This is a genomic window from Bradyrhizobium sp. CCBAU 45389 (assembly GCF_028128625.1).
Classification (GTDB): domain Bacteria; phylum Pseudomonadota; class Alphaproteobacteria; order Rhizobiales; family Xanthobacteraceae; genus Bradyrhizobium; species Bradyrhizobium liaoningense_B.
Map to the genome: position 1 here is coordinate 211871 of NZ_LBIY01000099.1, position 14857 is coordinate 226727.

Here is a 14857-nt window from a genome sequence, read left to right on the forward strand (position 1 = left end):
GAGCCCTCAAGAATGATGATCAGGTCGATGCCGTCCGGCTTCGACCGCGACGTTCAACGCGCGGTCGCGTCGCCACGGAACCTGAGCAATTGCAGCGAGCAGATCAACAAGGAGTCTCAGATGAACACGGGAAAGAACAAGTTTTTGCTGACCACGGCAGTCCTTCTCGCCGGCGTCAGTCTGGCATCGGCGCAAGGCATGCGTGAACGTGAAGGTGCCGGCGGAAGCGGCATGAGCACCGGTGGCGGAGCCAGCGGAGGTGCTGCGGAACGCGGACGATCCGGTGCGACGTCGCAGGGCGCCGCCGGTGCCTCACGCAGCGAAGGGATGACGCAGGGCCGCGCGGGCGGTCGGGCCGAAGGTTCCTCTGCAGCGCACGACAGCAGCCGGGCCGCGGACAAGGACGACAAGCAGACCATCGGTCAGGGCCGCGACGGCGCGCGCCAATCGCAATCGGAGCAAAGCAAGCAAGGCAAGGACCAGACGGTCGGCCAGAGCCGTGGCGACAGGGACCAGGCGCGTCAATCCAAGTCCGAGAGCGACAAGAGCGGCAAGCAGACGGTCGGACAGAGCCGCAACGACCGCGACCATACATATCAGTCGCAGGGCACCGAACAGAACAAGAGTACCACGACGGGCGCCAATACCAGGGACAATGCCCAGGATAGGAATGCACAGGGCAAGAATGCCCAGGGCAAGAACGCGCAGGGTCAGAGCACGACGACCACCGGCGCGAACACCAAGAGCACCGCCCAAGACCGGAACGCCCAAGACAGGAACGCACAAGACAAGAACGCACAGGATCCGCGCACGACGACGACCGGCGCGAACACTGGCGGCAGTGCCCAGGGTAACGTCCAAAACCAGAGTACCCAGCAGAGTCAGGGCACTGCGACAGGGACCAACGCGCAAGGTCAGGCCAACGCTCAGGCTCAGACCCAGGGCGCGGCCACCCAGAGCATGTCCGGCCGCGTGCAGGTGAATGCGCAGCAGCAGACGCAGCTGCAGCAGTCGGTGCTGAACTCACGCAATGTGGACCGCGTGCGCGTCAACACCAATGCCATCAACTTCCGGGTCAATGCCGGCGTGGTCGTGCCGCGGAACATCTCCGTGGTCTCGGTCGCGGCTTATCCCGCGCTGATCGATGTCTATCCTGACTACCGCGACGACAGCTTCTTCGTCGTCGACGACGAGATCATCGTCACCGACCGCAGCCGCAGGATCGTCGACGTCATTCCCGCTGGGCCGCGGACGCGCTATGCCCGGAGCGGTGGCCCGAGCGGTGGTGGCGGCAGCATCGCTGCGCTGAATCTCAGCCCCGACGAGATCCGCGTTGTTCAGCGGGTCTTGATCGAACGCCGCATGCTGTCCGGCGAAGCCGACGGCGTCCTCGGGCCGGGTACACGCAGGGCATTGATGACCTTCCAGAGACAGGAAGGCTTCCAGGCCACCGGCTCGATCGACACCCGCACTGTCGCTGCGCTCGGCGTGTCCAACCAGATCAGCGCCACGCAGGGCCAGTCGACCACAGTCGGCCAGGGCGGCAACAACCAGTCGATGCCGCAAAACACGACCGGCCAAAACACCGGCCAGAGCAACGCGCCGGCGCAGCAGAACCAGACCACCGGTCAGGCTCCGCAGAACCAGCCGTCCACAACCGGCCAGACTCAGCAGAACCAACCAGCCGCCTCGGGTCAGGCCACCACGCAACCGCCGTCGGGCCAGACCACCGGCCAGGCTCCGCAGAACCAGCCGTCCACAACCGGCCAGGCTCAGCAGAACCAACCGGCCGCCTCGGGTCAGGCCACCACGCAACCGCCGTCGGGCCAGACCACCGGCCAGGCTCCGGCACAAAGCAGCACTCCGTCCACCAGTCAGCCCAGTACCAACCAGAACACGCAGACCGAACAGACCAACCAGAACAGTGCGCCGCCGCCTTCGACGTCCAGTCAGCCGAGCCAGAAGTAGAGCGGCTGACCACACGCTTCCGAGCCCCGCCTCCCCGGCGGGGCTCTTTCGCTACGGCCAGCAGCATTCAAGGCGATGACCTGCAGCAAGCGGGACGGTGCCATGTTGAAATGACGACGCGCCCTCATTCGGCCCTATCTCGCGTCCGCGCGCATTTGCGATCAAAAGGACACACCCAACGTCCGGTGCCGCATGCTGTAGCAAATTTAATTTGCACCTCGCGATTGCAGGACGTAACTGCCACTCAAGAGCGACGTGATCCGGCAATGACCGGACGAGAAGGCGCTGCACCAACAGCAAGAAAAGCAAGCAAAGCAGCTACTTTTCGTTCAGGAGAATTCATTGCCCGGCATCGTCCATGTCGTGGATGACGACGCATCGTACCTATCGGCCATCCAACAAGTTCTAGAGGCAAGCGGATACCGCGTCGCCACCTATGCATCGGCGCAGCAATTGCTGGAACAGCGGCTCGACCAGATCAAGGGCTGCATTCTGCTGGATGTCAGGATGCCGGGCATGAGTGGGCTCGAGTTGCAGAACCGCTTGACCGAGCGCGGCTCGACACTGCCCATCATCTTCCTGAGCGCTTATCCCGACGTCGGCATCACCGTGAAGGCGATCAAGGCAGGGGCGGATGACTTCTTCATCAAGCCTGTCAGCTCGGATGATCTCTTACGAGCCATCGCACGCGCGATCGCGCGGCATCGCGACGCGCGCGAACTCGACGGCGAGCTGGAAGCACTTCGGCGCCGGCTTTCGACGCTCACCCCGCGCCAGCGGCAGGTCTTCGAGATCATCGTCCAGGGCAAGACGAGCAAGCATGCCGCGCGCGAGCTCGGCAGCACCGAGCGGACCATCAAGGCGCATCGGAGCGCGATCATGGACAAGCTTCAGGTCCAATCGGTGGTCGAACTGGTCAGGATCGCCGAGCGGCTCGGCGTGCTCGGCGCAAAGGACGAGCCGGGCGCGACCGTATAAGGTGACGCGCGGCCGCTGCCAGCGCGGAGTGGCTTTAGGTTCGATTGCCGCGGACATGTTCTCCTCTCCCGCTTGCTGGAGAGGAACAGGCCACCATTCCGCGGAGAGCCCGGTTGGACGCTTACGAGGTAGAAGCGGACATCAGCCGGCCGACAATATCTGCTGAAACCCTCGAAAATAACCCAAAGCGGAAGTAAGGGGTTAAGCTATCGCTACGCGATAACCCGACTTTTGCTGCTTCGCGCTCAGGTGCTCTTAGATCTTAGGGAATATCTTCCGAGATTGGCTTGATCTCGATTCCCATTCGACGATTGCTATGACTGATCCCGAACCCGAAGAGACCAAGGCTCAATGCTTTGCGGCATTACCGAGATGGAAGCGATGGCTCGTCTACCTCGGCATCATTGACGGCCAATTCTTACTTATGAGCGATGCCGAAAGGCAAAAAATCAAGGCCGAGCAGACCAGACGATTGTTGGAAGATTTTCCGATATGGAGCAGGTTGCTCGCGACAGCGGGGCTTGTGGCAGCCGCGATTGCCGGACCCTTGCAACTCTACCTGTCAGGACAATTGACGATTGGGTCGAGCAAGCTCGGATGGACCAGAACGATCATTCCCTCTGAAGAGCCTGCGCTGTTCGTTACGACATTGCTTCTTCTAGAGTGCACTTTGGTTTCGATGCTCTATATCACAACCAAAGTCTTCTACTTCAATGGCGAACAGTCATCACGCAAACGATAGATGGGGCCAACAAAGGGCGCAGATCCCAAGCTGACGTCGTCATCCGCCGGGTTGATAGGTACACGGCCTACGCCGACCGCTTCACGGGCTCGCGTTCCACCGTCGCAACATCCAGCCGCCCCAGCATCGCCCTCGCCTGCTCGGCGCAGTGCTCGATCAGCCAGCGCTCGAAGGCGACGGGGGCGAGTGCGGGGGCGTAGAGGAAGCCTTGCACGACGTCGCAGCCGAGCTCGGCCAGCGTCCTGCGCTGGCCCTCGGTCTCGACGCCCTCGGCGACGACGGTCATGCCGAGGCCCTGGCCGACGCGCACCACGGCGGTGGCGATTGCAAGGGCGCCCGCGTCACGCTCGATGTCGCGCATGAAACTGCGGTCGATCTTGAGCTCGCGGATCGGCAGATGGGCGAGACGGCTGAGGCTGGAATAGCCGGTGCCGAAATCGTCCACCGAGAGCCCGACACCGAGCTCGCGGATTGCGTTCATGGTCTCGAGCGCGGCGACGCTGTCCTGCATGAACACGCCCTCGGTGATCTCGAGCATCAGGGCATCCGGCGGCAGGTCGTATTCGGCGAGGATGTCCTTGAGCCGCGCGGCCAGCGTGACGTTGCGGAAGTTGATCGGCGACAGGTTCACGGAGACGCTGGGGATATTGAGCCCGGCACGGCGCCAGCTCGCCATCTGCCGGCAGGCCTCGCGCACCGACCACAGGCCGATCTGCTCGATCAGGCCGCATTCCTCGGCGAGCGGGATGAATTTTGCCGGCGAGATGTCGCCGAGCTCGGCATCGTGCCAGCGTGCCAGTGCCTCCACGCCGTGGACGGCGCCGTCGCAGCTGCGGATCTGCGGCTGGTAGCTGAGGCTGAGCGCGCCGTCCGCGATGGCGCGGCGCAGTGCGGCGATCAGTGCCAGACGCTGCTCGGTGAGCCCGTTCATCTCGGCGCTGAACAGGCGATGGGTGGAGCGGCCGGCCTGCTTGGCCATGTACATGGCGGCGTCGGCCTGCTGCATCAGCGTGTCGATGTCGGTCGCGTGATCGGGATAGAGGCTGATGCCGATGCTGGCCGACATCGGCATCAGCTTCGATCCGAGCCTCAAGGGCGCGGCCAGCGCTTCGGTGATCCCGGCCGCGATGCGCTCGGCGGCCTCGGCGTTGCGCTGCGGCAGCAGGATGACGAACTCGTCGCCGCCGAGCCGTCCCAGCATGTCCTCAGGACCGATATGCTCGCGCAGGCGCTGCGCAAGCTGGATCAAGAGCTCGTCGCCGGCGGCGTGGCCGAGCGTGTCGTTGACGTCCTTGAAATGATCGACGTCGAGGAAGGCCAGCGCGACATGGCTGCCGGTCGGGCAGGCATCGATCGCCGTCGTGATCAGGTGCCGCAGCTGCGCGCGGTTGGGCAGGCCGGTGAGGATGTCGTGATAGGCGAGCCGCGCGATCTCGGCGCGCGCTTCCTTGCGCTCGATCGCGAAGGCGCCGAGGTCGACGCAGGCCTCGACGATGCGGCGATGCCAGTTGCTCGGCGCACGCGGCTCGCAATAGTAAAAGGCGAAGGTCGCGATGACGCGGCCGTCCTTGGCCTTGATCGGTGTCGACCAGCAGGCGCGCAGGCCGACCGCGAGCGGCATGGCCTTGTAAGGCTGCCAGCGCGGGTCGGTGTCGATATCCTCGGCCAGGACCGGCACGCCGTAGAAGGCCGCGGTTCCGCAGGAGCCGACATTGGGGCCGATCGCGACGCCATCCAGCGCGCGGGAATAATCCTCCGGCAGGCTCGGGCCGCCGAGCGGATGGACCAATCCGGCGGCATCGACGTGAAGCAGCGAGCAGACCACGTCGGGCGCGATCTCCTCGACCCGGCGGCACAGCCTGTCGGCGATGTCGGTGATCGGAACCTCGTCGGCGAGCGCGCCCATGATCAGTTGCTGGAGCGAGCGCAGCTGCTTGGTCTCGGTGATGTCCTCGATCAGCGCGAAGATATGCTTGACCCGGCCCTTCCTGTCGCGGAACACATCGATGCGGGCGCAGACCCAGATCTCCTCGCCGTCCTTGTCGTAGACGAGCACCTCGACCTCGCCGCGGTGGCCGCCAGTCATCAGGCGCCTGACGAGATTCACGACGGCCCTGCGATCGGTGTGGCGACCGGCGATCAACTCGCCCGCGCGGCGCCCCTCGGCCTCCTCGCTGGTATAGCCGAACAGCGCCGTGAACGCGGAATTGACGTAGACGATGTTCTGCTCGACATCGGTGATGATCACCGCGCGGTTGGTCTGGTCGGAGACCGCGTGGAGCAGCCCGATCCTGACGCGGCGTTCGGCATCGAGGGTGACGTCGCGCGCGAACACGATGCGATGGGGCGCGCCGTCGACCGTCGCCGACGAGATCGCGACCTGCGCCTTGATACGGCTGCCGTCGCGCCGCACGAGGCTGATCTCCTCGCGGACGTCGGCGGTCGCACCGGCTTCAAGACATCTGAGGCTGAGAACGGCGGCATCGCGGCCGAGCACCTCGGTGGCGGCAAGCTTCCAGATCCGCTCCGCGGCGGGGTTGAAATGGGTGATGCGACGCGCTTCGTCGACGATGACGATGCCGTCGTCGGCGCGTTCGAGCGCGGCGCGCAGCACGTCCGGAGTTTCTGTGACAAGGCGATCGGAGGCGGACATCGTCTGAACCGGCGGCATCGGGAAATGCGGCAATCGGCGAGAGGTTAACGCTCCGATGGTGTCCAAGACGTTTTTGCAATTCCGCCGCACCGCGCCAAGACGCGGCATGCTTAACGTTCGGCGAAGACGGCAGAGGTATATTGATGCGTCCGGAACCTATTCGGATGCCGGTTTGAGCTTGTGCAGCCGCCCGGCTACGGCGCGCACCTTGCCCGGCGAGGCCCGCCACACCGACAGCGCCGACAAGCCGCTCACGACCATCGCAATGGCGAAGGCGAGCGTGTAGTCGCCGGTGCGATCATAGAGCAGGCCCGTGAGCCAGGGACCTGCCGCACCGCCCGCCAGTGCGGCGAGCATGATGGTGCCGAAGATGCTGCCCTGGTGCCGGCCCTGGAAAATCTCGAACACCACCGCGCCCATGATCGAGGTGAGGCCGTAGCCGAGCGCGCCTTGCGTGAACACCATGACGTAGACCAGCCAGAGCGACGGCTGGAACTTGAGCGCGATCAGCGCCGCGAAACAGATCGCAAAGCCTGCGCAGCTGATCGCCCAGACCCACTCACGCCCGATGCGATCCGAGATATGACCGAGCGCGATCTGGCCGGGAATGCCGAGCAGGCTGACGATGCCGAGCGCCCACACCGCGACACCGGGGCTGAAGCCGATATCGAGCAGGAATTTGGTCTGATGCACCTGCACCGCGTACCAGATGTACAGGCCGGAGAAATAGCCGATTGCGATCCACCAGAACCGCGCGGTCCGGACGGCACGCTTCAGCGTCCAGTCGGTGTTGACCCAGACCGGATCGACGATGTTGGAGACCGGCTTCGCCGCGCCTGCGGCATGCGCCGCATCGCCGTCCGGCTGCAGGCCGATATCCTCGGGGCGCTTGTGCAGCAGCAGGTTGATCGGCGCCAGCGCGATCAGGACGAGCAGGCCCATCGCGGTGCAGGCGGTGCGCCAGCCGGTCTGCTCGATCATGTGCTGCACCCATGGCAGCAGCGTCACCGAGCCGATGCCGACGCCGGCAAAGGCGATGCCGATGGCAAAGCCGCGCTTGCGGATGAACCAGTTCGGCAGGAACAATGACTGGCCGGAATAGCCGAGACAGACGCTGCCGGCGCCGACCATGACGCCGATGGTGAGATAGAGATGCCAGGGCTGGCTGGTGAGCGGTGCCAGCAGCAGCCCGCCGCCCATCAGCACCACGCCGAGCTCCATCACCGCACGTGGACCGGCACGATCCATCAGACGGCCGATCAGCGGGCTTGCGACACCCGAGGCCACGAAGCCGAAGGAGAAGGCGCCCGCGGTGATGCCGCGCTCCCAGCCGAATTCGGAAATGATCGGCGGAAAGAACAATGAGAAGGCGGTGCGCGCGTTGACGCCGATGGCCATGGTGACGAAGGTCACGGCGACCACGACCCAGCCGTAGAAGAACGGAAGCCGCATTTTTCTATTTCATCCCTAGATGGTGCTACCGACCATCCGAGGCGGCCCGGGTCAAGCGATTTCGGCGCATGCCCGTCGGGCGGTGAGCTCAGGCGGCGTCGAGCTGGGAGGATTCAATGGTCGCACCCAGCTCGATCTCGTCGACCGGCTGCGGACGCCCGAACAGATAGCCCTGGGCAAAATTGACGCCGAGCGCCCTCAGCCGCTCGAACTCCTCGGCCGTCTCGACGCCCTCGGCGGTGACCGACATGTCCAGCCCGCGCGCCAGCGTCACGATCGAGGAGATGATGGCGGAAGAGCGCGGCTGGTGCGTGAGGTTGCGGATGAACGACTTGTCGATCTTGATCTTGTCGAACGGGAACGCGGTGAGATAGCTGAGCGAGGAATAGCCGGTGCCGAAATCGTCGAGCGCGAGCTCGATGCCGATGCCCTTCAGCCGCTCCATGAAGGCGTGGTTCTCGACGCCGCGCTCCAGCAGCACGGATTCGGTGATCTCGATCTCCAGCCGATCGGGCGACAGGCCGGAATCCGCCAGCGCCGCACAGATCATCTCGAACAGCTCGGCTTCCTTGAACTGGATCGGCGAGAGATTCACGGCGACCATGAGGTCGGAGGGCCAGCCGGCCGCATCCGCGCAGGCGCGCCGCAGCACGAATTCGCCGAGCGGAACGATCAACCCGGTCTCCTCGGCGAGCGGAATGAACTGGTCCGGCGGAATCAATCCGCGGCTCGGATGCCGCCAGCGCACCAGCGCCTCGAAGCCACACCGCGCGCCGCTCGTGGCATCGACGAACGGCTGGTAGTGCACCTCGAGCTGGCAGCGCGCGATCGCGTCGCGCAAATCCCCTTCCAGCGTGTTGCGTGCCTCGAGCTCGGCCGACATCGCCTCGTCGTAGACGGTGAAGCAGTTGCGGCCGGCCGATTTCGAGCGGTAGAGCGCAAGGTCGGCCTTCTTCAAGAGCTGCTCCTGGTCGCTGCCGTGATCCGGCGCGATCGCAATGCCGATGCTGGTGCCGATCTCGACGCGATGGCCGGGCAGCAGGAACGGCTGCGCCACGAGCTTGGCGATCCGTGCCGCGAGCTCCGTGGAGCAGGCGCGCTGATCCTCGCAAGACTCCTGGATGATGGCGAACTCGTCGCCGCCGAGCCGCGCCAGCACGTCGGTGGCGCGCAGCGCGGATTTCAGCCGCTGCGCCACCTGACGCAGCAGCACGTCGCCGGCGCCGTGACCGAGTGAGTCGTTGACGTTCTTGAAGCGGTCGAGATCGAGCATCAGGATCGAGAAGGCCGCGCCGCTATCGTCGAGCCGGCGGTTGAGCTCGTCGAGCCGGGCGAGGAAGAAGGCGCGGTTCGGCAGGCCGGTCAGAATGTCGGTCTGGGCGAGCTCGAGCACCCGCCGGTTCGCCAGCGACAGCCGCCGCGAATTGCGGCTGGCGAGCAAGAGATAGGTCGACAGCGACAGCGTGAGCAGCAAGCCGACGATGATGACCGCGACCGCGCGATCATATGCCGTCTCCAGCGCGCCGCCGGCCGTCGGCATGGCGCGCACCTGCCAGTCGGTATCGCCGATCTTGAGACCGCCCGACCAGTGCAGAACCCGCGCGACGTCCCGCATCGACTGCGGCACGGTGGCGGCGGACGAAAAGTCCGGCAGCATGTCCTCGAGGCTGACGATCTGGCCGGTGAAGGGCGGATAGACGTTCACGCTGACCGCGGGGCTTGCGCCGGTGGTCACGCGAATGGACTGGATCAGCAGCGGCAGATCGAAGACGCCGACCACGAAGCCGGCCAGATTGCGGCGCCGGTCCGCGACCGTCTCGCGCGACGTTCCCTTGGCGTAGACGGGAATGGCGACGAGGACGTCGGGCAGCCGGCCGCCTTCCTTGGGCTCGTAGAGACGGGTACGGACGGCCGCCACCCGATCGTTGTCGCGGGCACGCTCCAGCACCGCGAGGCGTTCCGGGATGCTCGCGTAATCCATGCCGTAGACCTGCGACGTCTTCGGCTGCGTCGAGTAGAACACCGGGAAATATTCGTCGCTCTGCGGCGCGGCCGCGAAGGCATCGCCCTGAGGCACCTTGATGCGGTAGCCGGACACGCCGTCGGTGATCGCGGCGGCCTCGTATTCGGCGCGCTCCTTGCGGTTCACGCGCGGCAGCCAGGCGATGCGCAACATGCCGGGATGGCGCTCGAACAGGCGCGCGCTGAAGGTCTCGAATTCGCTGCGGCTGATTTCCTCGTTGGTCGATTCGAACAGCGTGCGCAGCGCGACCAGCCTGGAGATGTACTCGCCCATGCCGTTCTGCATGACGATCGCTTCGGTTTCGGCTGCGTTCTCGAACTCGATTTTGTTGACGCGGTTCTCCCATCGCGCAACGGCGGCGGCGCCCACGACCGAGAACAGAAGCCCGACGGCGACAGCGACCAGCGCAGGGCGATAGAGCCCGAGCAGCGGCGCGGCACGCCACCATCCGGTCTTCCGCTTCCGATCCTGATCGTTCTGATCGCGACCGCCCATCCTGATCCGCACGTCCCCCTTCGGCGCGGCGGCACGAACTTGTGGTTGAGCCACCGGAACTTCTATCGGACAAGGATCGGGGTTAAGAACTGCACAATTTCGGAACCAGGGCGTCCCGCATTGCGCGCTTTAGTTAACGACTGCCCTGCAAGTCGCTGCAGACTGGAAATAACTTGCCGCTTTTACCCGGAGTCTTACGGTTCGGCGTTGCGACGCCGGTTAGCGAGCTGTTCAGCCTGCAGAACTATCATTCCAATACGCTCATCCTGCATCCGGCACCCCTCCCCATGACCCGATCGCGCTCCGCGACACGCCTCGCCTTGACCATCGTCTTGCTGGCAGCAAGCCTGCTGCCGGCGAAAGGCGGCGAGGTCGGCGTCAGCGACGATGCGATCCTGTTCGGCCAGGCGGCCGCGCTCGAGGGTCCCTCCTCCGCGCTCGGACAGCGCATGCGGCAAGGCATCGTCGCGGCATTCACCGAGATCAACGAGAGGGGCGGCGTCTACGGCCGCAGGCTCCAGCTCATCAGCCGTGACGACGGCTACGATCCCGATCGCTCGGTCGCGCAGACGCTGCGGCTGATCGAGGACGACAAGGTGTTCGCGCTGATCGGCGCTGTGGGCACGCCGACCGCGATGGCGACGATCCCGATCACCAGCGCCCGGAACATCCCCTTCATCGGCCCATTCAGCGGCGCCGAGTTCCTGCGCGACCTCGAGCTTCCCAATGTCGTCAACATCCGCGCGAGCTACGGCGCGGAGGCCGAGGCCTGGGTCGCGCATCTCACCGAGGATCGTAAGTTCACCCGCATTGGCATCTTTTACCAGGACGATTCATTCGGCCGTGACGGTCTCCTCGGCGTGAAGCGCGCGCTCGCCAAGCGCGGCCTCGAGCTCGCCGCCGAAGGCACCTTCGAGCGCAACACCCGCGCGGTCGGCGCGGCCTGGCGCATGATCAGGCGCGCCGAGCCCGAAGCCATCGTCATGGTCGGGACCTATGGTCCCTGCGCCGAGTTCATCAAGCTGGCGCACCGCAGCGGCGCCTATCCGACCTTCGTCAACATCTCCTTCGTCGGCGCCAATGCGCTCGCCAAGGAGCTCGGCCCCGACGGCGAAGGCGTCATCGTCTCGCAGGTGGTGCCGTTTCCCTGGGATCGTTCGCTCAGGCTCGTCGCCGACTACCAGGCGGCGCTGAAGGCGTTCGACCCGGCGCTGACGCCGGACTTCGTATCACTGGAAGGCTATCTCTCCGGCCGCCTCACCGCCGCGGCGCTGGAGAAGGCCGGACCGCAACCGACGCGCGCGAGCCTGCTACGCGCCATCAACGAGGTCGGCCGCTTCGACATCAGCGGTAGCATCGTCACCGTCGGCATGCGCGCGATCGAAACGCCGCCGAAGGTGTTTTTGACGGTGATCCAGAAGGACGGAACGTTCAGCGCGGTGGACCGGCTGTAGGACCTAACGATCAGATTTCCTGCCGTTGGCCTGGCCGTAAGGCGGCTTGTTGTCGGGATCAGATGTGAGGCAGGCGCTCAGGAACACGCCGATCAGGACCGCGCATACCGCAGTGATCAGAAACTTCATCTGCTCAACCCTGCTCAATGAACCATCTCACGACAGGCACGGAACTTTGACGTCGCGGGCCCGGACGAGGTTCAAGGCAGGGAGTTCACGGCCGCCGCGTCCAGCGCTCGGCGTTGACGGCGCCCGGCGGCACCTCGCCCTTCACGATCGCTTCCACCTGCCGCACGGTTTCCAGCGACTGGTATTCGATCGCCTGCGGCGTCAATCCGCCGACATGCGGGGTCGCGATGACGTTCGGCAGCTTTGCGAGCTCCGGCGCCGGCATCTGGTCGGGCGCGCGGCCGACATCCATCGCCGCGCCGGCGATGCGGTTCTCGCGCAGCGCGCGTGCGAGCGCAGCCTCGTCGACGAGATTGCCGCGGGAGAGATTGATGAAGACGGCATGCCTCTGCATCCGCGCCAGCGCGGCCTCCCCGATCAGGTTCTCGGTCTGCTCGTTGGCGATGGCGAGGCACACGACATAGTCCGATGCGGCGAGGAGCTCGTCGAGGCTGACCTGCCGGTTCGCAGCATCGGTGATGGTCGCGAAGGGATCGGAGACCAGCACCTCCATGCGCAACACCTTTGCGACCTCGGCGAGGTAGCGCCCGATGCTGCCATAGCCGATGATGCCGATCCTGCTGCCGGCGAGCTGGCGGCCCATCCGCGCCTCGGGCTTGCGGCCGGCCTGGTAGTCCGCCGTCGTCCGCGACACGCCGCGGGAGAGATCGACCATGAAGCCGAGTGCGAGCTCGGCGACCGCCTGCACGAAGCCGGGGCCTGCGCGGGTCACGAGCACGCCGGCTTGTGAAGCCGCATCCACGTTGACGTTGCGGATATCGACGGCGCAGCGAACGAAGGCCCGCAGGCGCGGCAATTGCGCGAAGATCTCGCCGCGCCCTTCGGTCATGCGATCGGCGACGATGATGTCGGCATCCTTGGCGGCACGCACGAGGCCGGCGGCGTCCAGCGTTTCGTCGCTCTCGTGCAGGATCACCTCGGCGGCCGCGCGCAGGCCGTTCAGGCTGCGATCGCCGTAGTAGTTGCGCCGCATCTCGGGCGTGTGCGCGAGCAGGACCTTCACGACTTCACTCCTTCAGTAGCCGAATGCCCGCGGCAGCGCGGTCGAGAGCCATGGCACGAAGGCGATAACGAGCAGGCAGAGGAATAGCAAGCCAAGATAGCCCATGATCGGCTTGACCGTCTGCTCGATCGGCACGTTGCCGATCAGGCAGGCGCCGTAGAGCCCGAGCCCGAGCGGCGGCGCGAACAGGCCGATGCCCATGGCGATGACGAGCACGACGCCGAAATGCAGAGGATCGACGCCGAGTTGCACCGCCACCGGCAACAGCAGCGGCCCGAAGATGATCAGCGCCGCAGCGCCCTCCAGCACCGAGCCCATCACGATCAGCACGACAATCGCGAGCAGGATGAACAGCCAGACGCCCGAGGTCTTTGACAGTCCCAGCATGAAATCGCCGACCGCATGCGGCACCTGCTGCAGGGTCAGCGTGAACGCGAGCGACTGCGCGGCGGCGACGATGAACAGCACGAGCCCTGCCCTGGTCGCGGCCTGCACGAAGCTGTGCGCGGCCGTCTTGAAGCTGAGCTCGCGGAACACGACACTGCCGACGACCAGCGCATAGGCGACTGCGAACGCCGAGATCTCGGTGGCCGTGGCAAAGCCGCTCTTGAAGCCGAAGAAGATCATGAAGATCAGGCCGAACGCGGCGATCGCGCCGCTCCAGAGCCCGGATACCGGCGCTTGTGGTGCGACGTCCTCGGCCTCCGCCGGCGGCTTGCCGAAGATGATGGACACCGCGATCAGGACCAGCGCCATCAGCGCTGCCGGCAGCAGGCCGGCCATGAACAGGCCGCCGATCGACAGGTTGGCGACGAAGCCGAGGATGATCAGGTTGATGCAAGGCGGAATGGTTTCCGCCATCACTGCGGAGGCGGCGAGCAGCGCCACGGCGCCGCCCGGATTCTGCTTGGAGCGGCGCGCCGCCGGGATCAGCACCGAGCCGACCGCGGCGACATCGGCCATCTTCGACCCTGATATGCCCGAGAACAGCACCATCGAGGCCACCATCACGACGTTGAGGCCGCCGCGCATGCGCCCCACCGCGCGCTGCAACAGCTCGATCAGACGCACCGACATGCCGTTGGCTTCCATGAGGTAGCCGACGAGGATGAAGAACGGGATCGCGAGCAGCACGAAATTGTCGATGCCGCGCGCCATCTGCTGGGCGAAGATGACGCCGGGCAGCGCGCCCTCGACCCAGATGAAGATCAGCGCGGCCAGCGCCAGCGCAAAGCCGATCGGCAAGCCGCCGAACAGCGTTGCGAAGAAGCCGATCAGCATCAAGGTGCCTGCCGACGGCACCGAGGACGGCGACAGATAGTCCCAGGCGAGATAAAGCGCGGTCACTACGATGATCGCAATGAGGCCCCTGACGATATCCGGAAGCGGCCTTGCGCAGAGATGGTCGATCGCGAACACCGTCATGAATAGCGCGCCGACGCCCATCGGATAGAAGGTCAATTCCAGCGGCAGTCCGGAGCCGGTGGTCTGGCCGGCGGTGAGCGAGCCCAGCTTGATGGCGTGATAGGCGACATAGCCGGAGATCAGCACGATCAGCAGCGCGCTGGCGGCATCGACCAGCGAGCGCCGCCGCACCGGCAGGAGATCGCGGAAGAAGGAGACGCCGACATTCTCGCCGCGCGCGAGCGCGCTCGCGGCACCGAAGAAGGCCGAGCCGACCATCAATCCGCGGGCGACGTCATCGGACCATTCGACCGGCGCATTGAAGAAGAAGCGCAGCAGCACGGACGCGCAGACGACCACGAGATCGGCGGCCAGCAGCACGGCCGCGATCGCGTCGCTGAGGCGAAGCAGAAGCGTCATGCTGCCATGGCGGCCGCCCGAGAAGGGCACCGCGGCTGTCATCGCCATTTCGGACTTGGCCATTGGGACTTGGCCA

At 65.5% G+C, this 14857-nt stretch carries 10 protein-coding genes; 4 read left to right on the forward strand and 6 right to left on the reverse strand.

Annotated elements, in window-relative coordinates; translation table 11 throughout:
* The first annotated feature begins 12 nt into the window (after nt 1-12).
* The 3 genes from XH79_RS40205 to XH79_RS40215 all read left to right on the forward strand — a co-directional run bounded on the left by XH79_RS40205 (nt 13) and on the right by XH79_RS40215 (nt 3688).
* Complete coding sequence (locus tag XH79_RS40205; protein ID WP_271585280.1) at nt 13-1968, forward strand: peptidoglycan-binding protein; 1956 nt, start codon at nt 13-15, stop codon at nt 1966-1968.
* A 342-nt stretch (nt 1969-2310) separates the two neighbouring features.
* Nucleotides 2311-2946 carry a response regulator transcription factor gene (locus XH79_RS40210; protein ID WP_271585281.1) on the forward strand — a complete coding sequence of 212 codons (636 nt, stop codon included), beginning with the start codon at nt 2311-2313 and terminating at the stop codon, nt 2944-2946.
* 316 nt (nt 2947-3262) lie between these two features.
* Nucleotides 3263-3688, forward strand: coding sequence for a hypothetical protein (locus XH79_RS40215; protein ID WP_271585282.1), 426 nt, complete (start codon nt 3263-3265; stop codon nt 3686-3688).
* A gap of 67 nt (nt 3689-3755) precedes the next feature.
* On the opposite strand, the gene XH79_RS40220 is transcribed toward XH79_RS40215, so the two are convergent.
* The 3 genes from XH79_RS40220 to XH79_RS40230 form a co-directional block, all read right to left on the reverse strand.
* On the reverse strand, nt 3756-6341 hold the full coding sequence (locus XH79_RS40220; protein WP_271585283.1) for an EAL domain-containing protein: 2586 nt from the start codon (nt 6339-6341) through the stop codon (nt 3756-3758).
* A gap of 156 nt (nt 6342-6497) precedes the next feature.
* Entirely contained in the window at nt 6498-7793 is a 1296-nt protein-coding gene (locus XH79_RS40225) for an MFS transporter (RefSeq protein WP_271585284.1), read from the reverse strand.
* Between the two features lie 88 nt (nt 7794-7881).
* Entirely contained in the window at nt 7882-10311 is a 2430-nt protein-coding gene (locus XH79_RS40230) for a bifunctional diguanylate cyclase/phosphodiesterase (protein ID WP_271585661.1), read from the reverse strand.
* A 287-nt stretch (nt 10312-10598) separates the two neighbouring features.
* On the opposite strand from XH79_RS40230, the gene XH79_RS40235 reads away from it, so the two are divergent.
* The gene (locus tag XH79_RS40235; RefSeq protein WP_271585285.1) at nt 10599-11765 is read left to right on the forward strand and encodes an ABC transporter substrate-binding protein; all 1167 of its coding nucleotides are present in this window, start codon (nt 10599-10601) and stop codon (nt 11763-11765) included.
* A gap of 3 nt (nt 11766-11768) precedes the next feature.
* On the opposite strand, the gene XH79_RS40240 is transcribed toward XH79_RS40235, so the two are convergent.
* The 3 genes from XH79_RS40240 to XH79_RS40250 form a co-directional block, all read right to left on the reverse strand.
* A complete protein-coding gene (locus tag XH79_RS40240) occupies nt 11769-11894 on the reverse strand; it encodes a hypothetical protein (protein ID WP_271585286.1) in 126 nt (41 codons plus the stop codon).
* 85 nt (nt 11895-11979) lie between these two features.
* Nucleotides 11980-12957, reverse strand: a complete 978-nt coding sequence (locus tag XH79_RS40245; RefSeq protein WP_271585287.1) for a hydroxyacid dehydrogenase — start codon at nt 12955-12957, stop codon at nt 11980-11982.
* 12 nt (nt 12958-12969) lie between these two features.
* The gene (locus tag XH79_RS40250) at nt 12970-14823 is read right to left on the reverse strand and encodes a TRAP transporter large permease (protein ID WP_212339986.1); all 1854 of its coding nucleotides are present in this window, start codon (nt 14821-14823) and stop codon (nt 12970-12972) included.
* Between the last annotated feature and the right edge of the window lie 34 nt (nt 14824-14857).